This is a genomic window from Halosolutus sp. YCN4 (assembly GCF_059736495.1).
Genome location: NZ_JCASSM010000003.1, coordinates 1 through 26,211, shown reverse-complemented (window position 1 = coordinate 26,211; position 26,211 = coordinate 1). Strand labels below are relative to the sequence as shown.

Below are 26,211 nucleotides of genomic sequence, written 5' to 3'. Positions count from 1 at the left end.
ATTCAGAGAGAAACAACGTCGAATCCGGCCGTTCGCCATGCCGGTTCGTCGATGATCGCTCGCGTATCGATCACGATCGCGTCGTCAGTCTCGATCTGGGCGGGCTCGAGCTCCGCGTACTCGTCGTGATCCGTCGCGATGACGATCCCGTCGGCGTTCGCGAGCGCGTCCTCGAGGCCCTCCAACTGGAGCGTTTGATCGTCGACGTGCGGATCATGGAGGGCGACGTCAATATCGGCGTCGTCCTCCGCAAACGAGACTTCAACGCCGGAACCGCCGTCTGTCGCTACTGCTTTCGCGTCCGCACTCGCCGCCGCTTGCAGATCCCGTGCCAGCTTCAACCCCGGACTCTTACGCGTATCGCCAACGTTACCCTTGTAGGCGACGCCGAGAATAGCGATTTTCCGTCCGGCCAGCGTGCCGAGTTCCTCCTCAAGCAGTTCGATCACATATTCGGACATCCCATCGTTGATCCGCCGGGCCGTCTCGATCAAATCCAGTTCCTCGGAGGTCTGCCCGAGGAACCACGGGTCGATCGGCAGGCAGTGGCCGCCAACACCAGGGCCGGGCTGGTGGATATTTACCCGCGGATGCTCATTTGCGAGATCGATCGCTTCCCGCGAGTCGATGCCGTAGTCCGCGGCCAGCTTTGCGATTTCGTTCGCCAGCGCGATGTTCGTATCCCGGAACGTGTTCTGGATCAGCTTCACGAACTCGGCGGTCGTCGCGTTCGCGGTCGTGCGGATCTCGCCCTCGACGAACGACTCGTAGAGCCGGACCGCAGCCTCAGTCGAGACGCCGTTGACGCCACCGATAATCCGGTTGTTCTGGCGGAGTTCCGTGATGATGTTCCCGGGCAGGACCGTCTCGGGACAGTGGACCAGCGCGAAGTCGTTGCCTGCATTCAATCCGGACTCCTCGAGGACGGGCTGGAGGACGTCGACCGTCGTCCCTGGTGGGACCGTCGACTCCAAAATAACGGTATCGCCCGTTCGCAGGTGCGGTGCGATCGCCTCGCCGGCGGCCTCGACGTACTCGAGATCGGCTTCTTTCTGTTCGTCGTCGAACGGCGTCGGCACGGCGATAATGTGGTACTTCGCCGGCACGACCTCGTCGCTCACCGAGAGGTTGCCCGACTCGAGGGCCTGCGTGACGAACGCCCGCAGCCCGGGTTCGTCGAAGTGCACCTCACCCTCGGCGAGCCGGTCGACCACCTCCGTGCTCGTATCGTAGCCGACGACGTCGTGGTCGTAGTTGGCGAACATTGCAGCGGTCGGGAGGCCGATATAGCCCAGGCCATGCACACAGATCGTACTCATTGTCTCACCTCTGGTGGTGTCGGGATCGCCAGCGCGTCCAGAATCTGTTCGGCTGCGGTCCCATCGCCGAACGGGTTCTCCCAGTAGGCCATCGCATTGACGGCCTCGCGCGCACCGTCGACGATCGCCTCCGGGTCGGTGCCGACGAGCCGATTCGCACCGACCTCGATCGTCTCCGGCCGTTCCGTGTTCTCCCGGAGGGTCACACACGGGACGTCGAGGATACACGCCTCTTCCTGGACCCCGCCGGAATCCGTCAGGATCACCGCCGCCGCACTCTCGAGCGTCAGGAAGTCCAGGTAGTCCTGCGGTTCGATCAGTCGAATCCGATCGGGCACCGCGAGGTCGAACTCCTCGAGTTTGTTCTCGGCGCGGGGATGGATCGGGTAGACGACTTCGAGATCGAGATCCGCCGCCGCGCGATCGACGCCGGCGAGCAGGTCGCGGAACCGGGCTTCGTCATCGACGTTTTCGGCCCGGTGGGCCGTCAACAGGGCGAACCCATCGGGCTCGAGGCCTAACTCATCGAGCACGTCGCTTTTGCGCTCGGCCAGGTCGCGATTCTGCTCGACGGCGTCGACGACGGTGTTCCCGGTCACGTAAATGCGCTCGTCGGCGACCCCTTCGTCGCGCAGGTACTGGCGGGACTGCTCGGTCGGGGCGAAGAGGTAGTCGCCGACGTGATCGGTCACGATGCGGTTCGTCTCCTCGGGCATCGACCGATCGAAGCTCCGCAGGCCGGCTTCGACGTGGCCGATCTCGATCTCCAGCTTGCTTGTCGCGAGCGCGCCGGCGAGCACCGAGTTCGTATCGCCCTGGACGAGCACCGCATCCGGGTCCTCCTCGAGGAGAATCTCCTCGATGCCGACCAGCATCGCGGCCGTCTGTTCACCGTGCGTGCCGGACCCGACGCCGAGGTGGTGATCCGGCTCCGGGAGTTCGAGCTGGTCGAAAAACACCGAATCGAGCGAGTCAGAGTAGTGCTGGCCGGTGTGGATCACCGAGTACGCAATGTCGCTACGTTCACACGCCCGGATCACCGGTGCGAGTTTGATGATCTCCGGGCGGGTGCCCAGCACGATCGTGACGTCCGTCGCGCGACTCATCGCTCCGCCTCCGTCAGTTCAGTAACCATAGTTGACATTCGATTGAGGACGAGACCAAAGAACACGCCGAGCAATCCGATGACGGTGAGGAGCATGCCCACCATCGTCCGCCCGAGCAGGAAGACGCCCTCGGCGTTGAACGTGACTACGGCGTCAACGCCGAGGGCCACGCCTGCCGCCCCGATCACGACACCAGGCCCGCCGAAGAACAGCAGCGGATGGCGATCGCGGATGAGTTGCAACAGGAAGGTCGCCACCGAAAGGCCGTGGTGGAGGGGGTTGAGCGTCTGGCCGTCGATCCCCTCGTAGCGGACGTCGATCGGCACCTCCTGAATCGTGAGATCCGTTTCCTGCGCAGCAGCGATCATCTCGCTTTCGACGCCCATCCCGTCGGTCCGGATCGATAGCTCGTCGAGCGCCGCGGGCGAGAACGCCCGGAACCCGCTCTGGGTGTCCGTCAGCTTGGTCCCGCTCGAACCGAACGTCAGGTAATCGAGCACCTGCTGGCCAAACCGACGATAAAACGGCGTCTCGTCGGCGCCGGTGCCTTCGAGATACCGGCTCCCGACGACGAGATCGGCCTCGCCGGCTTCGACCGGGTCGACGACTGCTGGGATCTCCTGGGGTAGGTGCTGCCCGTCGCCGTCGAGCACGACGTACGAGTCGTGGTCGCTCGCACGTGCGTACTCGAAGAACGTCTGTAACGCCCCGCCCTTCCCCTTGTTGGTCTCGTGTTCGAGCAGCGTCGCGTCGGTCTGCCGGACGATCTCGACCGTATTGTCGGCACTGCCGTCGTCGATGACGACGACCTCGTCGGCGAACTGCTGGGCCGTGAGGACCGTGCTCCCGATGCCGACGGACTCGTTGTACGCCGGGATGCCGACCAGCCGGCCGGTGCTCGCTGATCGGGCGTCGGTCGTGACCGCCGGCACGCTGAAGTCGTCGGCGTCGTGGACGCGCTGGCGGCTCGCCGCAACATCGATCTCGGCGCCAGCCTCACACAGGATTAGCCCGTCATAACCGTCGGCTTCGGCGGCGTCGACGAACGTCTGCCGGATGTCGGCCTCACGAGCGTCTACCGACACGTCGAGCACGGTGATCCCGAACTGGCGAAGCCGCGTTGAGAGGTCCCGACTGACGCTCGTCGCGGCGATGAAGACAGTCATGTCTTCAGCACACGCTCGCAGCGCCGTCCCGATGACCGAATCACGATCGGCCCCGGGCAACACACCCAGTGCGAGGTCCGACGTGAGGTTGGCCTCGGTGTACGTCGTCGTGGTAGGTGATGCGTTCCCTCCTGAATTCATATTGTCATACATTCACTGCCGTTGTCGGCGCCAGCCCCGCTGTGGGCGTCACGACCGCGGGGACACAACGGTTCACCCTGCTCGGCGCTTCCACCGTCGCCCGCCTGCACACCACTCACTGTTGCGTGAGTGTGGCTCTGCCCCTGTACCAGTGTAGCAGTCATACCCGCGCGATCGTCCCCAGCCCTCTCGACGGCGCCGCCTGTCTCCCATCTATCATTCATACGGACCAATACCATTACTAATATTTCAGTCAGACAGTACTATAGAGAGAATCGATAAATATCTATTGGCTTTGAACAATCGCCCTGTTGTTGGGTCTCGTGGGGCGGTTCCTCCCCTTCGACCGACTGTCAGGTCGTAAATACGAATTTTCCATGTGGTAGGTCGATACAGTTATGGCGCATGTGAGTTGCAACCGTTCGCCGACCCGTGAGCGCGCCGCGTCGCCTGCTGTACGTGTGGGTGATCATCAGTCGCCGCACAGGTTTGCCCGCCTCCTCGCTGCGTTCAGATAACGATCGCAGGTCGTGGCCGTTCGTCATTTGCGTCTGGGCCCGATCAGCGTGCCCGTGAAATCGAGGGCCGCGAGGTGTTTCCTTGTCGGCTATCGAGCGGCGAATTGTTGTTCCCCCGAGCGTCGTGCTAGGAGGGATCGTGAACCGATCAGTGACCTCAGAACGTGGACGTACATCGCCGAGGGTCCAGGCTCGACGGACGTTCGCTCTTACGAGCTGGTGGAACGGCCGCTCCGGTTCGCAAGCGATGACGAGGCCTCAAGACCGTCTTTGAGACAGCGGTTAGATGGGTGCCTTGACCATTGTTATCCCAAAAATATAGCCAGCGATCGACTCTGTACAATAGAGTGATTACGAGGTCGAATCGTTTTTGTAGACGGACACGACACACCTGCCCAATGCACGTTCTCGTCACAGGTGGGGCCGGCTTCATCGGCGGCCATCTCGCCGAACACTTCGCGGCGACCGGTCACGACGTGACTGTCCTGGATAACTTCGAACCGTACTACGATCTCGGCATCAAAGAGCACAACGTCGAGGCGGCACGCACCGCAGCCGCCGACTCCGACGGGAGCTACGAACTCGTTGAGGGCTCGATCACCGACGACGACCTCGTCGACGACCTCGTCGCGCAGGCCGACGTGGTCTATCACCAGGCGGCCCAGGCGGGGGTGCGCAAGAGCGTCGAAGAGCCGGCGAAGGTCAACGCGTACAACGTCGACGGAACAATCACTCTGCTCGAGGCTGCACGCACACACGATGTCGATCGCGTCGTCGTCGCCTCCTCCTCGTCGGTCTACGGCAAACCGGAGTATCTGCCGTACGACGAGGCCCATCCGACGACCCCGGTGTCGCCGTACGGGGTCTCCAAACTCGCCACCGAACAGTACACCCGGGTCTACAACGAGGTGTACGGCCTCCCGACGGTCGCGTTGCGCTACTTCACGGTCTATGGCCCACGGATGCGGCCGAACATGGCGATGACGAACTTCGTCTCGCGGTGTCTCCACGGCGAGCCGCCGGTCATCTACGGCGACGGGACCCAGACACGTGATTTCACCTACGTGACCGACGTGAAACGGGTCAACGCGCAGTTGCTGACCGACGACAGCGCCGACGGCGAGATCATGAACGTCGGCTCGACCGATAACATCGATATCCGGACGCTCGCCGAGGTCGTCCGCGACGCGATCGATCCGTCGCTTGAGCTCGAGTTCGGCCCGGCGCGTGAGGGCGATGCCGAACACACGCACGCCGATATTTCGAAGGCTAACGACCTGCTCGGCTACGAACCGACCACCGATATCCGCGAGGGCCTCGCCCAGTTCATCGACTGGTACCGCGAGAACCGGGAGTGGTACGATCCGCTCGTGCGTAGCTCGTAATCTCAGGCGTCGAAGAGCTGACTCGCCCGCTCGAGATCCGCTCGCCGATTGATGTTGACTCGTGGGGCCGACAATCGCACGGGCTCGATCTGAAACCCGGCCGACGCGAGAACGCCGACTGCCTCACTGAGTTCGTACTCCCCGCGATCGGACGGGGCCAGGAGTTCGAGGGCATCGAAGATGGCGTCGGGAAGGACGTAACACCCGGTCGTCACCAGCCGGGTCGGTGGCTCGGCCGGTTTCTCGACGATCGCCGACACGACGCCGTCCTCGACGTCGACGACGCCCGTTTCGCGCGCGGTGGCCCGATCGACCGCCTCGACGAGCACCGCACCGTCCGTCTCGGGCTCGCCGACCGGCTCGATCGCCGGATCGATGCGCCCGGCGAACACGTTATCGCCATTGAGGACGACGAACGAGCCGTCGATGTAGGGCTCCGCAAGCGCCACCGCATGGCCCAGCCCGAGTTGCTCGCGCTGGTGGACGTACGTGATCGGCATCCCCCGATAGTCGTCGCCGTAGTGGGCGATGATTTGCGCTTTCTGATAGCCAACGATGACGACGAACTCGTCGATCCCCGCGTCGCACAGCGTCTCGAACACGTGCGTGAGCAGCGGCTGTCCGGCGACCGAGACGAGCGCTTTGGGCCGGTCGTCCGTCAGTGGTCTCAGGCGGCTTCCCGTCCCCGCCGCGGGCACGACGGCTTGCATACGACCTGATACCGAACCGATCGGCAAAAAGGTCCGCTCCCTCGGTCGCATGACGATGGGCACGACTGCCGTTTTCAGATATGTCAACCTGAAGGAAGTGCCCGCCAGTAGAAGTCTGAATTCAGTTCGTGGACTCAGTCGGACGCGTACTCGACGGTCACGTCTCCGTCTTCTCCGTCCTCGCCCGCTTGCAACCGCCGTTCGGCCTCCTCGCGATCCTCGGGATAGCCGACGTCGATCCGCCACCCGTCGAGGCCGATCGCGTCGATCGTCCGCCCGCTTTGGATCAGCAGGTCGATCGCCTCGCTGATCTCGTACTCGCCGCGATTCGACGGCTGCACGAGGTGACACGCGTGGAAGATCGCCGGCGTGAACGTATAGAAGCCGGTCATCACGAGGTTCGACGGCGGATCGTCGGGCTTTTCGACCACGTCGGTGATCTCGCCGTACTTGTTCGTGTCGCAGACCCCGTATCGCGACGCCTCGTCCCACGCGACCTCTTCGACGAGGAACGCGGCGTCCGCGCGGTCTTCCTGTTGCCGCCGGACGACGTCCTGCAGATTCGCCTGGAAGACGTTGTCGCCGAGGATCAGCATGAAGTCGTCGTCGATGTGCTCTTCGACGGTCAGCAGGGCGTGGGCGAGCCCCTGCTGTTCGCGCTGGTGGGTGTACGTGATCGGCACGCCCCGATACTCGTCGCCGTAGTGGTCGATGATCTTCTCTTTGAGATACCCCACGACGACGACCAGTTCTTCGGCGCCGAGCTCGATCAGCTGATCGAAACAGTGGGTGAGAATCGGCTCCCCGTCGACCTCGACCATCCCTTTCGGTTTGTTCTCCGTGAGCGGCCGGAGCCGCGTCCCCTCCCCCGCCGCGAGTACGACTGCTTGCATCGCTAACAGGTAGCCCAATAGAGCTACAAAGACTTTCTGGCTTCTGGTAATATCTCGTCGCAGTATCAGCACGGTCATCGCTGTCGCCACACCCTAATGCAGAGCAGCGTCATCGGGGGCGGCTCCGCGGGGACGACGATCGCGACCTGGTTCGCGGCGCTCGGCCACGCGGGCACGCCGATCGTCGCCGACACACTCGAGAACGCGGGCGCCCGTGACCCCACCCAGGACGTCGCCGTCGTCTTTCACCTCGCGGTGCTGTCCTCGTACGCGATGCACGATGGACGATCCCGCTCGTGGCGCTCGCGTCACCGTCGAGGGGGTCGTCAACGTCGTCGACCAGGCCCGGGCGGACGGCTGCGAGACGATCGTCTACGCGTCGACCTCGTCGATCGACGGCAGTCGCACCGAGCCGTCACCCATCGACATGGACGTCACCGTCAACACGGGGTACGAAGCCTCCAAACTCGCGCGGGAACGCTACGGCGAGTACGTCGCGACCCACTACGACATGCACGTCGCCGGCATGCGCTTTTTCTCGGTCGACCAGGGCGACGGTGGGGCGGAAGCACACAAGGGCGAGTCCGCCAACGTGATCGCGCAGTTCGCCGACGATCTCGCCAACGGCGACGCCCCCGTCCTCTACGGCGACGGCACGCAGACGCGGGACTTCACCCACGTCTCCGACATCGTCCGGGGGCTCGAACTCGCTGCCGAGCACCAACTCACTGGCATCTACAACCTCGGCACGGGCGACGCCTACAGTTTCAACGAGCTCGTCGCGATGCTGAACGACGAATTAGGGAGCGATATCGACCCGGAGTACGTCGCAAACCCGATCCCCGACGACGTGGACGTCCACGACACGTGCGCCGATACGTCGGCGTTCGAGGCCGCGACCGGCTGGGCACCCGCGATCGACTTCGACGAGGGGCTCCGACGCGTCTGTACTCAGTACACGGACGCCGCAGCAGAGCCGTCATCCCAGTAATCCGAGGCGCGCACGGTCTCCGGACTGAGCTGCGTCGGCACGGGCGTCGGCTCTCATTCGGTGAATTCACCGGCGGAATGGCGGGCGATCCAATCGCGGCCCAGAAACCGACACCACGGGCTCTGGTGCACTCCCGTGCTTCAGATCTGGTTGACGGGAACCACACGGTCACGGCCCGTGCGAACCTAACGCGATGACCGATTAGCAACAGTCGTTATCGTCGGGTGTCCACTCACACGCATTACCCGTCATGAGGCCGTTGTCGTCGATATACGCCGAGAGACAGGCGTAGTTACAAAAGTACACTGGTGACCCGCAGTTATCAGTACAGTCACGGATACAGATCGGGTCGTGGTCAAAAATACGCGACTCACAGTATGCACATTTCTCGTCTGCGTCTGGCGTTGAGACGGTCGTGGACATAGCCGTATTACGAGCGAGTCCTCGGAAAGCGTTTCGCAGAGAACCCGCAGAACGAGTCAATGGCGGTATCGTCCTCACCGGTACTCTCATCTCCCAACGCGCTAACGTGATTGCCACCTCGACCCCGATCGGTGGGACTGCGACCCCGGGTAGTCGGCGTCCGATTTGGGTCGCACTAGCTCTGGTGAAATCCTTCGTGAGAGACCGGTTCAGTCGGTAGTTCGAGTAAATGCAGACCCTCCCAGAGTCTCGGTTGCGCCGGTTTGTCGAGGAAGCATTTCAGTTAGCGCAACGTGCCGTAGCTCGATACTCCTCGAAGTTCTCGAAGCAACGCTACACGCTCCATCAGCACATCGTTCTCCTCTGTCTCAACGTTCGAAAGGATACGACGTATCGAATACTTCTCGACGAACTCATCGAGATGCCCCGTAGTCGGAACGCGATCAATCTCACTGAACTGCCTGCCCCATCAACACTGTGCAAAGCGTTCGATAGACTCGATATGGCCGTCTGGCGAGTGCTTCTCAATCTCTCTGTTTCACTGCTCCCGACCAACGGCGTTGCGGGGATCGATGCTTCGGGCTTCGACCGCCGTCACGCCTCGAAACACTACACGAAACGAGCCAACCTCACGATTCAGTAACTCAAGGTAACGCGGCTAGTCGATTCCAAAATGAACGCAGTCCTTGCTCTACGCGTGACGACGACACGAAAACACGATAGCCAGATCGCTCCGTCGTTGAGCAAACGCAACCCCGAGACTATCGACATCCTACTCGGGGACAACGGCTACGACGACCAGAAAATCAGACGGCTTGCCCGTCAACACGAGAGTCGCCCAGTGAACTACCCCTGCCTACTCACTCGCGGCTACCGCCACTCGTTCCTTGAGGCAGGGGCTTCCTGCTTCGACGACGCGACTTGCAGATACGGAAAACGCATCCACAGCGATTTGCTCTCTGCTAGTGGTCATGATTAGGTGAATGTTCTGATTAGAACAATTAAGAGTCGTGCGGGCGGTGTATCCCCTCTCTGCTCGCGTCTTCGACGCCCGCTGAGGAAGGGGGCTTACCGCCCTCAATTACAGCTAAATCAATAGAGTGTATGCGACACAGCGTTCTCGAAGGGGGAATAAGGCAAACAGCCAGAAGGAAAAGAGTTATAAGAAATTAGTTATCGAAGTTGTAAAAACGATGGAAGATGGTCCAGACCGCCGAGCCTTCCTCGCAATGACCGGTACCAGCGCTACTGCGGCCCTCGCTGGTTGCTCTAGTCTTAATTCCCAGTCTCAAACCGATGGAAACGAGGACGATAATTCTAAGACAGAAGCAACACTGACGGTACAAGTCCAACCGGACCAAGAAGAACTTAGGGCCTTGCAGGAGGAACTTCAGGGGGAAGTTGAAGACGGGGAGATTAATCAAACGGAAGCGCAACAAGAACTCCAGAGCAAACAAGCAGAATTAACAGAAAAAGCTGTAAGTGAGTACGAAGAAACTGCGGCAGATGACGACGCCCTCTCGGTGGATGACGCAGAACCAGAGTACGGCATCCTACGTCTCACCGCGCCTGCTGCTACGTTCGTGAATTCATTGGAAAGCGGAGATATTGCTGCAGTTTTGCCGAGCGAGTACTACGATCAATATATCCAACAGCAAGAACAACAGCAAGCCCTCCAAGAGCAGATGGAAGAACAAGAAAGCAACACTACGAATGACTAACTGAGATAATGATGGATAACTGCCGGGATAAATAACCACTAGCGGTAGAATCACCTGGTTTCCGCTAACGCTGTCGAGCAATTTCAAGAATACTGTCCCAAACCCACTCTCACGCCGAGTTCCTGTGTGGTCCAGTTGATTGATCAGATCACGTGATGCAAAACGGTCATTACCGACTGGTACCTATTCCCGAAAGTGACCAATCGCGCCACGTGCGATCACGGACGCATACCGACCGAGAGCGACATGAGCGGCACCGCCGATCGGTGCGCTCACGAGGGCCCAGCCTACGTAGTGCGATCGGCTCGGCAGTCGACCTCGAAGAGAACGAGATCGTTCGTGACGGGAGCAACGAGCGCTACACCCGGGGCGACGACTACGAGATGGACTACCAGAGCGGAGCAATCACCGTCCTCGCCGAGGGGAACTGCACCGACGGAACGACGTACTCGATCGACGACGAGGACACGGCGATCGGCGGGGTCGAAACCGACGCGTTCGACGGGACCGCCGAGGACGAGTTCGTCGACACGATCCCGCAGTCGATAACTCCGCACCCCGAGAGGGCTGCAACAGAGCCGCATAGGCAGGTTCCAGCCGAGTTGCTTTCATCTCTATGGCCCAACGACGATCAGCGCCTGCGCTTCATGCCCACGCACGCGAATGGGGCCACCAGAGGTGACCCCGCCGGGTCGCAGTCGTTGTGGATCGTCAGGGCGAGTCCTCAATCCGGCCCTGAACCGCCTGGGCCAGCAGCGCCGCGTCGCTGCCGAGCGAGAGGACCTGCCACCCCTCCTCAACGAACGGTTCAGCGTCGTTCAACCCGATCCAGTATCCGGGTGCGATGTCGTTTCGTTTGGCCGCCCGGCGGACCCGATCGACCGCCTGCTGGAACTCGGCCGTATCGGTGTTGAGCGGATCGCCGAGTTGCGAGGAGAGGTCCGCTGGGCCGACGAGCAACGAGTCGATGCCTTCAATCTGGGCGACCCGCTCGATATTGTTGACGAGCTCTGCTGTTTCGACCTGGATGATGACGAAGACGTTCTCGTTCGCCTCTCTCATGTACTCTTCATCGAATTCGAGACCGAACGTGCTGGCGGGCGAGCCGGCGACGCCTCGGTCACCCAGTGGCGGATAGTAGGCGCTGGCGACGAACTCCTCGACTTCCTCTACTGTCCGCAGCTTGGGAACGATGACGCCGTCAGATCCGGCGTCCAGTACCCGCTCGACTTCCTTCGGATGGGCCCCGGGAACGCGCGTTATCCCGGCGGTGTCCTCCGGAATGACGCTCATCATCTCTCGTACCTCTCGAACGCCGTACGACGCGTGCTCGGTGTCGATCCAGATCCAGTCGGTGTCGACGTGTGAGGTGACGGTCACAGGATCCATCCCTGCCAAGGACGCGGAGACACCGTACACCGGCTCTCCATTTTCGACTGCGTCGGTAAACTCATTGGAGAAGGTGCTGAGATCGCGTCGAGCTTCGGCTGTGACTGTGCCAGAAGCGAGTGCTCCCGCGGCGACAGCACCCGTTCCGAGCATGTAGCGCCGTCTCGTCGTCGACGATGCACTAGTCATTTGCTTGTTACCATCTACCATGCAAATCTATTATCCACACGGTTCTCAATAGTTTTTTGTTACATATATCGGGTTATTTTCCAGATACAACCGCATCAACCGCGCGATTTGATCCGATCCGGAAGCGATTACAGGATCGCCCGGCATCGTCACTTCCCAGGCTCTTTCGGGCAGGTAACGCGGTGGAACACCGGGATCGACTCCAGATGGCGTCGATATAGTGGGCAACCAGACCAGCGCACCATACGGGAAAGATGCATTCGATCGTCGAGAGTAATTGATCTACTCTCGACGATCGAGATCAGTCGAGCATTGCCGTGATCGCTGGGGACGGCGGTTCGCTGGATGCGATAGTCAGTATCGATGCACCATTCGGCGTGTCCACTACCGCTCCGATGAGGAGCCCGTCGGCTCCTGTGGCATGTATGATCGAAGAGCGCGACGGACCTTCCAGGGAGCGGCCGAACACAAGGCCCATACCGCAGGGACCGAGAGCAGATTCAGACCACTCACGTCCAAACTGCCGCTGTCACACCACCCTCACCATGACGAAAATCTGCAACAGACGGACGTTCCTCGCCGGTTCGATGGCCCTGCTCGGTGGCTGTTCCGCCGTCGACTCACACTCACAGTCCACTCCGGAGACCACCCTCGATAGCATCCTGCTCCGAAATCGATACGCTGGAGACGATGTCCCGCCGGAGGAGGAAACCGCCGACACTCGCCAGACTGGGATTGCCCTCGTCATCGAACTGGACGGCGAGGTCGTCCAGTGGTCCGAGCACAGGCTCGATCCCGACGACGAGTATATGGTCAGGGCGAACTGGCCATCAACGGCCGGGGTGTGGACCGTCCACGCCAGGGAGCTGACGCCAACTAAAAGCCTTGTCCACAACGAGTGGCCATCCGTCGAGCTGGGTGATGTGGTCCAGGGCGACGAGACCACCTCGGTCGCCGTCGACGTGATCGTGAAGGAAACCGGTCGGATCGAGCTGGATGCGACGCCAACCGCGTAGAAACCTCGATTGACGGCCCTCTCTGGGGGATTCCCTGGACGCGGCGTCGCCACGTTTGACTGCGACGGTGCTCCTCGCTGTCCACACGAACGGGGCCAAGAAGACAGACCTGGGGGACGACTCCAGCAGTTCGGTAATTCCAGTTTAGCTGTGGGTGAATGTCAGTAACTACTACAGGCTATCGAGCGAACAGGTCGCTACGATGACCGATTTTTCCGGGGGCCGGTGTGCCTTCACGTTCGATCCCGTAGCGTGGGAAGCAGCCAACGGAACGACAAGCCCACTCGTAGAGGGCTTTCTCGACCGCGGCGAAGTCTGGCAGTGCCCACACGAGACTGCGGAGGGATGTGACCGCTGTCTGTTCCACCGCCCAGTCGCGGACAAGGATGCCGCCGCCGTCAGGGAAGCGTTCCTCTCGCGAATCAAGGAGGAAGGACGGACCCCCCAAACAGTTCATCGGGGCCCGCTTCGGCGAGTTCACCCTTGACCACGCTCTCGTCGAGTGTGGGGACAATCACGTTATTGACCTCCGGCACGCCCGATTCGAGGGAGACATCAGCTGGTGGTACACCGTCGTTCGGCAACCGATCGCGTTCGAGGGGGCACTTTTCCAGGCGCGACCGACCTTTTCGGAGACGAAATTCGACGGCGAAGTGTACCTCAACAAGGCCCGATTCGACGCCGCGGCCCGGTTTCACGAAGCCGAATTCACCGAGGGTGTCTGGGGGAATAACGTGCGGTTCACCGAGGCGAACTTCCACCGGGCCACGTTCGGTGGGCCGGCCGATTTCAGCGAGGCGTCCTTCGAGAAGGCCCAGTTCCGTGAGACTCACTTCGAGGATGTCGCGCGGTTCACCGGAGCATTGTTCGAGAGTGCGTCGTTCACAGGTGCCCATTTCGGCGAGCACCTCTATCTCGACGAGGCGGCCCTGCCCGAGCAGGTGAATATCCGGCACGCGACGGTCGGTGGGATGGCCGCAATTGAGGACGTCACGCTCATGTCTGAGACGTGCTGTATTGATCTCGGCAAGTCGATCGTCCCGACCGGACGCTTGTACCTTCCACAGCGAGAGACACTCGTGTACAATCTCACCGACGCCACACTCGGTGACGTCGACCTCGCAGGCGAAGACCCTCCGGACGATCTCTTTGCCCACTATCGAATCCTCTCCACGACGTTCGACGGGTTCGATTTTGGGAAGTATCGTGATGTCCTCCACGCTGCCGGCTGGCAACTCCACGCTGTCGTGGACGTCCCTCGCCTGGAGGCGCGGGCAAGGCCGCCCACGGATGGTGACTTGGAGGGGACCTACCTCAAGGCGAAAAACGGCGCGAACGCTATCGGTGACACCAAGGCGGCAGCCGAGTTCTTCCACCAGGAGATGCGCTACCGACGCGACCAGTATCTGCCAACCGTGTTCGATGGCTCAGAAGCCGCTCGAACACGCGTCGCTGCGGCCGGACGGTGGGGTGCAAATACGCTCCTGAATCTCACTGCCGGCTACGGAGAACGGCCGTCAAGGGTGGTTGGCGTCTCGATCGGGACGATCGTAGTGTTCGCGTTCCTGTTCGCCGCCGTCCGACCGTCGCCCCCGTACGGGACTTCGATCGGATACCTCATCCTTCAGCCTCGAATCGTTCGTCACGCTCGTTCTTGGCGGGGCTGACGATGTGCGTGATCCGTGGATTCGCCTTCTGGCACAGATCGAAGGGTTCCTCGGTGCCTTTTTCATCGCGTTGTTCGTTTTCACGCTCACACGGTCAATACACCGCTGAGAGGGAGGGAGTCGCCCCGCTAGACGTTCTGGGGGATGTGGAACGTGGCCAGTCCGGGTGAAGCGGGGACGGTGAGACGGCAGACTTGCCCTGAGCCGACTCAGTTCTCATAACCCGGGTCGAGACGCTAGCTGCCCGGCATCTAGACGGCCGAGCGGGTGTCTCCAGCACAACAGAGCGATTCGGGTCTACTCGTACTACCCGGGGAGCACTGGAAGAAGTGCCTGTGAAGACGAACGTCTGAGACGCTGTGAACCGGCGGCGCCCAATCCTCTGCCTGCCGTGAGGTTTTCCGTCGCTATCCCCTTACCATCGTCTATGGCTGAATTGATCCAGCGAACGGCACGGACGATCGATGATCTGTGGCAGTCGATCTGGCATGAGTCGAGTCGCGCCGAGAAAGTCGTGATCGCCATCGTGCTTCTGGTCACCGGACTGGCCATCCCGGTGATCCCGATCGTCTGGATCGCTCGGATTATTGCCAACTAATCTGTGGGTTAGCGGGCGAGATACGCGCTCAGGGGCGTGTTGAGACGCTAGTGAGAGCAGCTCTGAGGCATCATTCTGACCACGTATGCGAATCGGCGTCGAGAATTTCGGCTATCGATTGGCGCAAATGAGCACCTTACCGTACGGCTTTGCCTGAACAGCGGGCCCGCGTATCATCGCGACCGACTGCCGATCGCCCCACAGCTCGGATACGCACCCCCCAGATGAAACGGCCACGGGTACACGTGTGGCGTTCCCTCGCGGCCGTCCCGAAGAGCCGAGCGAACGAGCACCACACCCTTGACATGGAGCGGCGGGTTCGTGCTCGGCCGGATCGTCCTCGCGTGAACGAGCGCCCTCGCGACTGTCGCGATCGCTGGCGCAACAGTGGGGCCACCGAAGGCAGGCCGACGACGGGAGAGGCGCCTTGCCGCTCTCCGCCTCCCAGGGGCGGTACTCGCTCTCAATCTGGTAACTCGGGAGTGGGGACCCGGCGCGATCCAGGGTCACTGGCACCGCTCGCCACCGCAGCTCCCGCACCGACCCCCGTGTAGATCCGACAGCCGATCCGGGTGAGACGACGAAGCCGACCGTGTTGACGGCTCACCCGCTTGGTCGCACCTCGGCATCTCACTCCTCGAAGAGCCGGCAAGCCCGTTCGATATCTTCGCGTCTGTTAACATTTACTCGCGGGGCCAACAATCGGACGGGCTCGATCCGATACCCCGCGGCCGCGAGCAGGCCGACTGCCTCGCTGAGTTCGTACTCCCCGCGATCGGACGGAGCTTCGAGTTTGAGGGCGTGGAAGACGGCGTCGGGGAGGACGTAACAGCCGGTCGTCACCAGCTGGGTCGGTGGGTCGGCCGGTTTCTCGACGATCGCGGCCTGTGTCGCGGCGCTCGGCGACGCGGGGACGCCGATCGGTCGACGAAACCGGAGACAGAATCGAACGGACTCTCCGTCTCCGTGCCACAGAATGACAATTCAGGCGAGTTCCATTTAGCTTACACGACCCGATACGACCGAATGAACCGGCGAGATCTTGATAGTAATCTATTCGATACTATTACCGAGCTATAAAATTAGTTATATCTCGTGGTTGGCCATGGTTGCTCGAGTCACGCGGGAGATCGGCGCCGAAGTCCGACGAGATCGGGCGGCACTCGAACGCCTTGATCCGGACGGGACAGTCGACGACTATGCGAACCCGATCTGGCCACGATCGGTGAAGAAACGTCGCCTACTGTCGGTATCCGCATCAGGTGTCGATCAGAGTCGACTCGAAGAAACAGAGAAGCCCGAAAAAATCGATCGGGCGACCCGGTCGCGTGTTCGAGTCTGAAATACCCGCGAAACGAGTTCCTTTCCGGGAAATCAGCGATGAAAAGGTTCCGTCCGTCCGAGTCCAGAACGAGGGGGCTGAACGCGAACGCGCTGGTTGTTCATAGCGACCGATGACCGCCACACCTTTCCGATGAAACTATCCGAAGTGATCGTGTGATACTAGTTATCTATTTAGCAGTATAGAAATCAAACTGATAGTTCAGGACGTCGATCGAGTACTCACAGTACTTGCGGCGTCGGGACGTCGGATTCTCCAACGGCGGTCACACTGTTGGAAGAGCCGCCGATCGGCCGACAAGTTAGTCAATTTATTGTTTGCAGGCTGATTCCCCCTCCTCAGCGAGCGAACGGAGCGTACTGAAGTGAGCGAGTAAGGCGGGGATACAGCCGTACGGGATTCCGATATAGCCTTGAGCTACTCACCGCTAATAACGGGACCGCTGCACAGGGTCCTATCCGTCCCCGAGTCGACATAGAACCCGCGTCCTCAACGACCGAGTCCGCAGGACGTGCGAAGGAGGGTGCGGTAAGTTTATTTCCCGGTAGTGTGACTGTCCCTCGGACATGGAACTCGAGTCGGTACTCGACAGCGGTTGTAGCCGTGACTGGCAGAACGTCGCCCCCGAAGCGGTCGATCCACTTCGGTTCGCAGTGGTCGGCATCGGATGGTTCACCCGCGAGCGCGCGCTACCAGCGCTCGTCGAGAGCGAACTGTGCGAACCGACGGTGACGGTGAGTAGTACGGCCGAAAAAGCCGAACGCGTCGCCGAGACGGTCGACCGGGCCGAGCGCGGCATCAGTTACGAGCAGTTCCACGACGGCGTCGCGGCCGATCGGTACGATGCGGTCTACATCTGTACACCGAACGCGCTCCACCTGCCGTACGCTCGGACCGCGGCCCAGTACGGCAAGGCCGTACTGTGCGAGAAGCCGATGGAACGCGACGCCGAGCGTTCTCGTGCGTTGATCGACGTCTGCGACGAGCAGAACGTCCCACTGATGATCGCGTATCGAATGCACACCGAACCCGCAGTTCGTCGCGCTCGCGAAATCGTCGATGCGGGATTGATCGGTGAACCCGTCGAGGTGTACGGCTCGATGAGCCAGCGGCTCCTCGATCGAATCAACTCGGATCCGGACCAGTGGCGGCTGGACGAAGAACTCGCTGGGGGCGGTGCTCTGTTCGATATCGGTCTCTACCCGCTGAACACGACGCGGTTCATTCTCGGCAACGATCCAATCGCAGTTACCGGACGAACCAGAAGCACTCACGACGCGTTCGACGACGTCGACGAAACGGTCTCGTGTACGATCGAGTTCCCGGACGAGGTGTTTGCGACCTGTGCGGCGAGCCACAACGCGCGCCAGTCGAGCACCCTTCGGATCACCGGGACCGAAGGGCAGGTTGCGATCGAACCGGCGTTCTTCCAGGATCAACAGCGGTCGCTGCACGTGTCCCGGGGCGACGGTCGCCTTTCGGTAGCCCTCGAAAAAGTCGATCAGATGCTCGAAGAGTTCGATTACTTCGCCGATCGGATCCGATCCGATGCGCCGATACTTCCGGACGGGGAACACGGGTTAGTCGACGTCAAAACGATGCAAGCGGTCTACCGATCCGCCGAGCGACGTGAGTGGATCACCCTGTGACCCTGTCGCGCCTCGAACCAATCGGCCCGCGTTCGTGTACATGGTAGGTGTTATTGCGATCGGAACGCGATCCAGATGGGAGAGTGTACTCGTCCACGAATCGGATAGCTCTCGCTTCTTCCTCCTGATAACCGACCGGTAATACATATACCTGGGAGCGAATGTGCAGGAAGATGACCGATCGCTCGTCGAGACCGCGCTCCATCGATGACGTCGACACGCTCGTCGAACGGATGACGCTGGAAGAGAAGGTCGCACAGCTGGGGACGGTTCGAATCGGGACGGTCCTGGAGGACGGATCGTTCTCGGAACGGATCGCCCGCGAACTGCTCCCGAACGGAATCGGACGGATCACGCGAGTCGGCCGAGAGAGCCACCTCCAACCGGCGGCGCTGGCCGAGGTCGTCGCGGACGCACAGGCGTTCCTTCGAACGGAAACACGCCTCGGAATTCCGGCGTTCGTCCGTGAGGAAAGCCTCTGTGGCTACGCCGGACGCGGCGGGAGCGTATTCCCCCAGAGTATTGGCATGGCGAGCACCTGGAATCCGGCTCGCGTCCGGGATGTCGCTGCCACGATCAGTGAGCAACTCTCGGCGATCGGCATCGACGTGACGCTGTCCCCGATGGCCGACGTCGTACGCGATCCTCGATGGGGCCGAACCGAGGAGACGTACGGTGAAGATCCGTTGCTCGTCGCGTCGATGGCGTCCGCGTACGTCGACGGGCTCCAGTGCGAATCGAACGGGGATCGAGTGGACGCAACCCTGAAGCACTTCGCTGGACACGGCGCGTCTGCGGGCGGTCGAAATCGGGCCTCCGTGGATATCTCTCCACGGGCGTTTCGAGAGACGCATCTGTTCCCGTTCGAGGCGGCGATCCGCAACGCCGACGCAGCGTCCGTCATGGCCGCCTATCACGACGTCGATGGGATCCCGTGTCACGCATCCCGGCATCTTCTCACCGACCTGTTGCGCGACGACTGGGGATTCGGCGGGACCGTCGTTTCCGACGGCCGCGGCATCGAGCTGTTACACACCGCCCATAACGTCGTCGAAAGCAGGCAGGCTGCGGGCGTCACAGCGATCGAAGCCGGCGTCGACGTCGAACTTCCCGAGAGGTGCTGTTTCGGCGATCGGCTGCGAGACGCGGTACGAAACGGTGACGTCGACGAGGAGACGGTTGATCGGGCCGTCCGGCGACACCTCCACCAGAAAGCGCAGCTTGGGCTGTTCGCGGAAGACGGCGATCGGCGATCCGTCGGCGACGCATTCGAGGCTACCGACGCGACAAGTGGCGACTGTCGCGCGCGCTCTCTCGCGCGAGAAGTTGCGTGCGAATCGATCGTTCTACTTCAGAATCGCAACGACCGACTACCGCTCTCGCGAGACGTCGAGTCCGTCGCTGTCGTCGGCCCGAACGCTGACGAACCGCGTCACCTGCTCGGAAATTACGCCTACGGCGCCGCTGAGTCACGTGATAGCGGCGTCCGGATCGTGACGCCCCTCGAAGGTATCAAGCAGAGGGCCAGTGACGACGTCGACGTCACGCACGCGAAGGGGTGTGGAATTCGGGGACGCCGAGCGCAGAGCACGCCAGCGGACGAGGGGGAGATCGCTGACGCCGTCGACGTCACCGAAAACGCGGACGTCGTCGTCGCTTGCGTCGGCGGGAGTTCGGGTATCGACGTCGAGCGAGACTCGTCCGCAACCTCCGGCGAAGGGATCGACAGGATGGAATTGGGCCTCCCCGGCCGTCAGTCTGCGCTGCTCCGGGCGCTTTACGAAACCGAAACGCCGCTCGTTGTAGTACTGGTCAACGGTCGGCCGCTCGCCATCGAGTGGATCGCCGACACCGTACCGACGGTGCTCGAAGCCTGGGTGCCGGGCGAAGAAGGGGGCACCGCGATCGCAGACGTGCTGTTCGGCAACTGGACACCTGGCGGGAAACTGCCCGTGACGATCCCGCGTACCGTCGGTTCGCTACCGAATCACGCCGGTCAGAAGCCAGTCACAGGCGATCACACGTACGCGTTTGCCGAGAGCGAACCGCTCTATCCGTTCGGCCACGGCGAGAGTTACACCGAGTTCGTATACAGTGCCCTCGAAATCGAGCCAGCCGTCGCCGACCCCTGCGAGGACGTGACAGTACGTGTCGACGTCGCGAACGTCGGCTCTCGACGGGGCGATGAAGTCGTCCAGGTGTACGCCACCGATTCCGTCGCGAGTCGCGTCCGACCCGCGTCACAGCTCGTCGGCTTCGCCCGGACGACGATCGAGCCGGGAAAAGAGCGAACCGTCTCGGTGACCGTCCCGACCCAGCAGCTGGCGTTCTACGATCGCAAGGGCGAGCCGGTGCTCGAGCCGGGAACGTTTGAGGTGGCGGTCGGGTCGTCTGCCGCCGACATCCGGGCAACAGGATCGTTCGAGGTACGTGGTGAACGAACGGCGGTAGAGACGCGGGCACGCCTCGGAAGCAGCGAAGTGGGGGAACAAAAACCGCGATCAGGGTGACCGAGCGGACGAACGGTTAGGCGTTTTTGCCGCCGTGGAATCCGACCAGTTTCTGTCGCGTAAAGTGTTCGACCGCATACTTGATCCCCTCTTTGCCCACGCCGCTGTCCTTGAACCCGCCGTAGGGCATGTGATCGGCGCGGAATCCGCTAACGGTGTTGATGTTCACGCCGCCCGCGTCGATCTCATTTGCGGCGCGTTTCGCTCGATCCATGTCCTGCGTGAACAGACCGGCTTCGAGCCCGTACTCGGTGTTGTTCGCTTCCTCGATCGCCTCGTCGAAATCGGAAACGCTGATGACGGGAACGAGCGGCCCGAATACCTCCTCGTTAGCGGCGGGCATGTCGGGCGTGACGCCCGAGAGCACCGTCGGTTCGAACGTCCGACCGTCGTACTCGCCGCCACACTCGACTGTCGCACCGGCTTCGACGGTTTCCTCGTATATCCGCTGGACCTTCTCTGCAGCCCCGTCGTCGATGAGCGCCGCGATGTCGGTCTCCTCGTCGAACGGATCCCCGAGGGTGAGCGACTCGGCGTGGTCGACGAGCGCGTCGACCAGTTCGTCCACGATCGACTCGTGGACGAGCACCCGCTCGACGCTGTTACAAACCTGACCGGCGTTCGAACAGGCGCCGCCAACGAGCTGTTCGGCTGCGGCGTCGACGTCAGCGTCGTCCCAGACGATCGTCGGATCGTTCCCCCCGAGTTCGAGCGTGATGTCTTTCATCCCGCTGTGGTTGGCGATGTACTTGCCGACACCCGTGCTGCCGGTAAACGTGATTGCCTCGACCGCGTCGCTTTCGAGGAAAACGTCGCCGACGGTGCTCCCGCTTCCCGTGACGACGTTGACCAATCCGTCCGGCGCGTCGAGTTCCCGGGCAGCCCGATCGAGATACTCGAACAGTTTGATCGAGACGAGCGGCGTGTTCGTAGCTGGCTTGCCCACGACGGCGTTGCCCGCTGCGAGCGCCGGGCCGACCTTGTGGACCATCAGGTTGAGCGGGAAGTTGAACGGCGTAATCGCGGCAACGACGCCGATCGGTTCCCGCTGGGTAAACGCGTGCGTTCGATCGAATCCTCGCTGGGCGTCCATCGGGACGTACTCGCCGAATAGTCGTTTTGCCTCCTCGCCGGACAGCCGTAACGTCTGGACGGCTCGATCGACCTCGCCGCGGGCCTCGGTGATCGGCTTGCCCTGTTCGGCGGTCATCAACTGTGCGACTTCCTCGGCTTCGGACTCGAGTAGTTCGGCGGTCCGGTAGAGCAGTTCGTACCGTTCGTAGGCCGACAGCTCTGACTGTTCGACGGCGCGGGCAGCCGCTTCGACGGCGCGGCGAACCTGGCTTTCGGACGCGACGGGGACCGAACCGACGACGTCGCCGTTGTAGGGATGGATTACATCGGCTCGGTCGTCCGCATCGATCCACTCGCCGTCGACGAGCATCTCCTCATGGTGGAGTTCGATCTCGACGCTCATGATCTCATTTGCAGTATGTTTCAGCGGTCGTGATAAACGTTCGTATTGAGTTGTGATGGCACACGATCGCGTCCGGTCGACGAACCGAGTCGCTGCCCCTCCGCGCGTGCGAAGTTCCGCAGACGAGAACTTTGCAGTTTCCCAAACGTTTTTATCTGCGATATGCAACGAACTACCCATGCGACTCGAGGGGACAGTCTGTCCTATGCCGACCCCGACCAGCGGACGGAGTATCGATATCGAGACACTCGCAGAGTATACGGACTACCTCGTCGACAACGGCGTTCACGGTCTCTTTCCCTGTGGATCAATCGGGGAATTCTCCAGCCTCACCCGGGTACAGCGCCGACACGTTCTGGAAGCTGTCGCCGATCGGTCGGGCGACGTACCGGTACTCGCCGGCTGCGGGAACACGAACACTGCGGACGTGGCGAACCACATCGAAGACGCCGCCAACGCGGGGGCCGACACAGCCGTCGTCGTCACACCGTACTACCTGAGTACGACCCAACAGGGTCTCCAGCGGTTTTTCGACACGGTGGCCGACGACAGTCCGCTGCCGATCGTGCTCTACAACATTCCGGCTCTGACCGGTGAAGGGCTCCCTCTCGAACTGGTAAAGCAGTTCGCAGACCACCCGAACGTCGTCGGACTCAAGGACACGTCGGGAGACCTGACGTTCCTCTACGACGTCGTCGAGGCGACGCCGTCGTCATTCACTGTCTTCCAGGGCGCTACGGAACTCTCCGTAGCATCGCTCGACGCCGGGGCCGACGGGATGATCGCCGGCCCCGCGAACGTGTTTCCGGGAGCCGTCGCCCGGCTATACGAGAGCTATCGAAACGGAAACCGTGAACGAACCAACCAGTTGATGAACGAGGTCGTCAATCCCGTTGTCAGCGCGACCAGCGAACCGCCCACTGCCGCGGCGATCAAGCACCTCGTTACTCGTCTGGGCTACGACGTCGGCGATCCCCTGCCACCGCTGCCGCGTCTCTCCGACCACCAGCGCGAGACGCTCGATCGGTGTTTCGAGTCGGTGCAGACGAGCCTCTCCGTCTGATCACGGTCGGCGACAGAGAATCGAGCAGAAACCGAATCGCAAATCCCTCGGGGTCGCACCCGCTTTGTTCCGTTCGTTTCACACGCGATAGACGCCAGGCTGGTCGAGAGACGCCGATCGGACAGGCGTCGAAGACACCGCGCTGAGCGGGAAGCGTTAGCCGCCGTTGATTTCCTCGTCAATCTCCGCCTGTGCGTCGTCGAGCGCTTCCTGCGGGGTCTTGCTTTCGACCAGCGCGTTGTTGGCCTGTGTGAACACGATCTCGGAGAACGTCGGATAGTCCTCAAGCGGTGGCCGTGCGCGGGTCCGGTCGAGGATATCCTCGAACAACGCCAACTCCTCGAACTCGTCGCGGATCTCGTCGTTCTCATACACCTCTTGTCGGACCGGCAGTCGGCTGTGTTCGCGCGCGAGGTGTTCCTGAATTTCGAGCGAGGCCATGAAGTTGGCGAACTGCTGTGCGAGTTCCTGATTCTCGGAGTACGTGTTGATGAACAGGTTCCATCCGCCGAGACAGGAGTTCGCCGCGTCGGGGTGGTCCTCGTGCGTCGGCAACGGTGCGACCGAGAAGTCCCCCTGCACGTCCGATCCGTCCTCGTTCATCAGCGACACCGCGTAGGGCCAGTTACGCATGAACAGCGTATTCCCTTGCTGGAACGTTTCCCGGTTCTCGTCGGTCGCGCTCGAGGGGATGTGTTCCGGCGTCACTTCGTACTCGTGGATCAGGTCGACGGCGTGCTGAAGGGCTTCGACACCCTCGTCACTGTTGACGGTGACCTCGTTGCCGTCGTAGACCTCGCCGTTCATGCCCCAGACCCAGTTGAGCCACATGATCGTGAGACCCTCGTTGGCCCCACCCTGCCAGACGTATCCGTTCTCGATCTCATCGTCCTGATCGAGAATGTCCTGGGCCATATCCACGAGTTCCGAGAACGTCTCCGGCGGATCGTCGTATCCGTACTCCTCGAGTTTGTCGTGGCGGTAGTACAGCGCGTTCGCGTCCGTGTGGAGCGGCATTCCGTACATCGTGCCGTCGATGGTCACCGCGTCGACGGGCGTCTCGAGCATGTTGTCGGTGTGCCCCTCCGGATCGCCCATCTCTGTGGCCCAGCCGAGACCCGCGAACTCGCCCGGCCAGATGATATCCATGTTCCCGATGTCGAAGTCGCCGCTCTCCGCGACGAACTGGTTGACGTAGTACTCCCGGGTCGACGTGGCTTCACCCGGCGACGACTGCGTCGACACGTCCTCGTCGAACTCCTCTTCGAACATCGGCACAACGTCCTCGGCGTCGGCACCGAAGTAGCTCGGATGGACGTAATTCAACCCGCCGCCGCCGTCGCCGTCGCCGCCACCGAGACATCCTGCCAGGCCGGCGAGACCAGCCATCGCTGCACCCTTGACAAAGGTTCGTCTGTGTTGCATTGGCACACGTGACTTATTTGGAGAACACTATAATAATCTTTCCTATTAACCTGTACTCGAAAGCGAGGAGGAACGGATCCCGCGTCGATCGAACTAGGAGCGCTGCTCAGTCGGCGTTCGCGAGTTCGAGTACGCGGGTCCAGCACTTTTCGGCGACGTCGATCGTGTCGTCGGTCTCTTTTGTGAGCGACGTCTCGCCGGGCAGCCGGATCTCGTCCGCGTTCGCCTCCGTCTCGATCCGCTTCAACGATCGAAGAAACGCGTTCGTCTCTTCGCTGAACGACCCGCCAGCCGTCGCTTCGGGATCGATCGCAACGAAGAGATCGCCCTTGGTACAGGGGTCGGACGTGTGGTAGGTTCCCGTCACGTCCGTCCCGGTTGCGGCGCCGACGAGCGCACCGGCCAGGATTTCGACGGCGATCGCGAGGCCGGAGCCTTTCGGCCCGCCGAACGGGAGGACCGTTCCTTCGAGCGCGGCCTCGGGATCAGTCGTGGGCTCGCCGTTCGCGTCGAGCGCGACACCCTCGGGAATCGATTCGCCGCGCTCTGCCGCCCGATCGATCGAACCGCGGGCGATGGCCGAGGTACTCATGTCGAGATTGAACGGTGGGTCGGACGGCAGTCCGATCGCGATAGGGTTCGTACCCAACACCGGTTCCGCGCCGCCGTAGGGCGGCATCGCGGGTTCGGTGTTAGTCAACGCAACGGCGACGTACCCCTGCTTTCGCAGCCGGTTCGTGTAGTACCCGACCATCCCAAGGTGTGTGGCGTTGCGAACACCGACCAGTCCGATCCCGTGTTCGTCGGCACGAGTCGCCGCCTCTTCGAGTGCGTAGTCGGCAACGGCTGGACCGAGCCGCGCACCACCGTCGATCGTGGCCGCTGCACCGGCGTCGTGGACGACGTCGACGGTTCCCGCGGGATCAACGTTACCGTGTTCGACCCCCCGGAGATACCGCGGAAGCCGGATCAGGCCGTGTGAAGACTTGCCGCGTGCCTCCGCCGTGACGAGCATCTCGGCGGTCGCCTCCGCATCGGGACGAGAGATACCGTGGGCGACGAACGCCTCGACCGCGACCGATCGAGCGCGTTCTCTGTCGACATTCATACTGTTACGTCGAGGGGCCGATCCGGTGGATCGCGAACTGGCTCTCGCCGAGCACCTCGCTCAGGGTGAGTTTGCCGTTAACGACGTCGAGGATTTCGTCCCAGAGTTCGTCGGTGGCCCACTCGATCGACTGGTCGCCGACCAGCGCCTCACTGACGTCGACGTCGGTTTCTTCGGGAACGCGTTCGGCGCTGCCGGGGTTCCCGGTGATCTTGATCGTCGGCATGATCGCGTTCGAGAGGGTGTGGCCCTGGCCCGTCGAGATGATCATGAAGTGTGCGCCGCCGGCACCGATCCCGGTGACGGATTCGGCGCCGTGACCGGGCGTGTCCATGATGTACATCCCGCTTTCGTCGGGAATCTTCTCGCTGTAGTCGACCAGATCCTGGATGGGGCCGTCGCCGG

Annotated in this window: 19 protein-coding genes and 3 pseudogenes; 10 read left to right on the top strand and 12 right to left on the bottom strand. The window is 61.9% G+C overall.

What is annotated here, in order from left to right:
• Window positions 1-2: 2 nt before the first annotated feature.
• From AC6I6X_RS10770 to AC6I6X_RS10760, 3 genes are read right to left on the bottom strand one after another with little or no spacing between them, the layout of a single operon-like run.
• Window positions 3-1,319, bottom strand: a complete 1,317-nt coding sequence (locus AC6I6X_RS10770) for a nucleotide sugar dehydrogenase (RefSeq protein WP_497930527.1) — start codon at window positions 1,317-1,319, stop codon at window positions 3-5.
• Complete coding sequence (wecB, locus tag AC6I6X_RS10765) at window positions 1,316-2,425, bottom strand: non-hydrolyzing UDP-N-acetylglucosamine 2-epimerase (protein WP_497930526.1); 1,110 nt, start codon at window positions 2,423-2,425, stop codon at window positions 1,316-1,318. Before wecB ends, AC6I6X_RS10770 begins: the two co-directional genes overlap by 4 nt.
• Window positions 2,422-3,732, bottom strand: a complete 1,311-nt coding sequence (locus AC6I6X_RS10760) for a glycosyltransferase family 2 protein (RefSeq protein ID WP_497930525.1) — start codon at window positions 3,730-3,732, stop codon at window positions 2,422-2,424. Before AC6I6X_RS10760 ends, wecB begins: the two co-directional genes overlap by 4 nt.
• Before the next feature lie 916 nt (window positions 3,733-4,648).
• Between AC6I6X_RS10760 and AC6I6X_RS10755 the strand changes: the two genes are divergently transcribed.
• On the top strand, window positions 4,649-5,635 hold the full coding sequence (locus AC6I6X_RS10755; RefSeq protein ID WP_497930524.1) for a GDP-mannose 4,6-dehydratase: 987 nt from the start codon (window positions 4,649-4,651) through the stop codon (window positions 5,633-5,635).
• A 2-nt stretch (window positions 5,636-5,637) separates the two neighbouring features.
• Here the strand turns inward: AC6I6X_RS10755 and AC6I6X_RS10750 are convergent, their stop codons facing one another.
• Together AC6I6X_RS10750 and aglF are read right to left on the bottom strand one after the other, a co-directional pair.
• Window positions 5,638-6,345 carry a sugar phosphate nucleotidyltransferase gene (locus AC6I6X_RS10750; protein WP_497930523.1) on the bottom strand — a complete coding sequence of 236 codons (708 nt, stop codon included), beginning with the start codon at window positions 6,343-6,345 and terminating at the stop codon, window positions 5,638-5,640.
• A gap of 134 nt (window positions 6,346-6,479) precedes the next feature.
• Window positions 6,480-7,238, bottom strand: a complete 759-nt coding sequence (aglF, locus tag AC6I6X_RS10745) for a UTP--glucose-1-phosphate uridylyltransferase AglF (protein WP_497930522.1) — start codon at window positions 7,236-7,238, stop codon at window positions 6,480-6,482.
• A gap of 216 nt (window positions 7,239-7,454) precedes the next feature.
• On the opposite strand from aglF, the pseudogene AC6I6X_RS10740 reads away from it, so the two are divergent.
• Window positions 7,455-8,229, top strand: a pseudogene (locus tag AC6I6X_RS10740) (NAD-dependent epimerase/dehydratase family protein); the annotation flags it as partial.
• 201 nt (window positions 8,230-8,430) lie between these two features.
• On the opposite strand, the gene AC6I6X_RS10735 reads toward AC6I6X_RS10740, so the two are convergent.
• On the bottom strand, window positions 8,431-8,652 hold the full coding sequence (locus tag AC6I6X_RS10735; RefSeq protein WP_497930521.1) for a hypothetical protein: 222 nt from the start codon (window positions 8,650-8,652) through the stop codon (window positions 8,431-8,433).
• A gap of 229 nt (window positions 8,653-8,881) precedes the next feature.
• Between AC6I6X_RS10735 and AC6I6X_RS10730 the strand changes: the two are divergent.
• Window positions 8,882-9,496, top strand: a pseudogene (locus tag AC6I6X_RS10730) (transposase); the annotation flags it as partial.
• 349 nt (window positions 9,497-9,845) lie between these two features.
• The gene (locus AC6I6X_RS10725) at window positions 9,846-10,373 is read left to right on the top strand and encodes a hypothetical protein (RefSeq protein ID WP_497930520.1); all 528 of its coding nucleotides are present in this window, start codon (window positions 9,846-9,848) and stop codon (window positions 10,371-10,373) included.
• Between the two features lie 711 nt (window positions 10,374-11,084).
• Here AC6I6X_RS10725 and AC6I6X_RS10720 read toward each other — a convergent pair.
• Complete coding sequence (locus AC6I6X_RS10720; protein ID WP_497930519.1) at window positions 11,085-11,753, bottom strand: HpcH/HpaI aldolase family protein; 669 nt, start codon at window positions 11,751-11,753, stop codon at window positions 11,085-11,087.
• A 743-nt stretch (window positions 11,754-12,496) separates the two neighbouring features.
• Here AC6I6X_RS10720 and AC6I6X_RS10715 point away from each other — a divergent pair.
• The 3 genes from AC6I6X_RS10715 (at window position 12,497) to AC6I6X_RS10705 (ending at window position 15,232) form a co-directional block, all read left to right on the top strand.
• Window positions 12,497-12,967: a hypothetical protein gene (locus AC6I6X_RS10715; RefSeq protein WP_497930518.1), complete on the top strand. Its 471-nt coding sequence runs from the start codon at window positions 12,497-12,499 to the stop codon at window positions 12,965-12,967.
• 347 nt (window positions 12,968-13,314) lie between these two features.
• Window positions 13,315-14,634, top strand: a complete 1,320-nt coding sequence (locus AC6I6X_RS10710) for a pentapeptide repeat-containing protein (protein WP_497930517.1) — start codon at window positions 13,315-13,317, stop codon at window positions 14,632-14,634.
• Between the two features lie 427 nt (window positions 14,635-15,061).
• Window positions 15,062-15,232: a hypothetical protein gene (locus tag AC6I6X_RS10705; protein ID WP_497930516.1), complete on the top strand. Its 171-nt coding sequence runs from the start codon at window positions 15,062-15,064 to the stop codon at window positions 15,230-15,232.
• Between the two features lie 630 nt (window positions 15,233-15,862).
• Here AC6I6X_RS10705 and AC6I6X_RS10700 read toward each other — a convergent pair.
• Entirely contained in the window at window positions 15,863-16,111 is a 249-nt protein-coding gene (locus AC6I6X_RS10700) for a hypothetical protein (protein ID WP_497931278.1), read from the bottom strand.
• Between the two features lie 1,029 nt (window positions 16,112-17,140).
• Between AC6I6X_RS10700 and gfo6 the strand changes: the two genes are divergently transcribed.
• Window positions 17,141-18,223 carry a D-xylose 1-dehydrogenase Gfo6 gene (gene gfo6, locus AC6I6X_RS10695; RefSeq protein WP_497930515.1) on the top strand — a complete coding sequence of 361 codons (1,083 nt, stop codon included), beginning with the start codon at window positions 17,141-17,143 and terminating at the stop codon, window positions 18,221-18,223.
• A gap of 173 nt (window positions 18,224-18,396) precedes the next feature.
• On the top strand, window positions 18,397-20,733 hold the full coding sequence (locus AC6I6X_RS10690) for a glycoside hydrolase family 3 N-terminal domain-containing protein (protein WP_497930514.1): 2,337 nt from the start codon (window positions 18,397-18,399) through the stop codon (window positions 20,731-20,733).
• Between the two features lie 16 nt (window positions 20,734-20,749).
• Here AC6I6X_RS10690 and AC6I6X_RS10685 read toward each other — a convergent pair whose 3' ends face one another.
• On the bottom strand, window positions 20,750-22,210 hold the full coding sequence (locus AC6I6X_RS10685) for an aldehyde dehydrogenase family protein (RefSeq protein WP_497930513.1): 1,461 nt from the start codon (window positions 22,208-22,210) through the stop codon (window positions 20,750-20,752).
• Between the two features lie 178 nt (window positions 22,211-22,388).
• Between AC6I6X_RS10685 and AC6I6X_RS10680 the strand changes: the two genes are divergently transcribed.
• A complete protein-coding gene (locus AC6I6X_RS10680; RefSeq protein WP_497930512.1) occupies window positions 22,389-23,273 on the top strand; it encodes a dihydrodipicolinate synthase family protein in 885 nt (294 codons plus the stop codon).
• 156 nt (window positions 23,274-23,429) lie between these two features.
• Here the strand turns inward: AC6I6X_RS10680 and AC6I6X_RS10675 are convergent, their stop codons facing one another.
• The 3 genes and pseudogenes from AC6I6X_RS10675 to AC6I6X_RS10665 form a co-directional block, all read right to left on the bottom strand.
• Window positions 23,430-24,698: an ABC transporter substrate-binding protein gene (locus tag AC6I6X_RS10675; protein ID WP_497930511.1), complete on the bottom strand. Its 1,269-nt coding sequence runs from the start codon at window positions 24,696-24,698 to the stop codon at window positions 23,430-23,432.
• A gap of 106 nt (window positions 24,699-24,804) precedes the next feature.
• Window positions 24,805-25,806: an Ldh family oxidoreductase gene (locus AC6I6X_RS10670; RefSeq protein WP_497930510.1), complete on the bottom strand. Its 1,002-nt coding sequence runs from the start codon at window positions 25,804-25,806 to the stop codon at window positions 24,805-24,807.
• A 4-nt stretch (window positions 25,807-25,810) separates the two neighbouring features.
• A pseudogene (locus AC6I6X_RS10665) lies at window positions 25,811-26,211 on the bottom strand (UxaA family hydrolase); the annotation flags it as partial.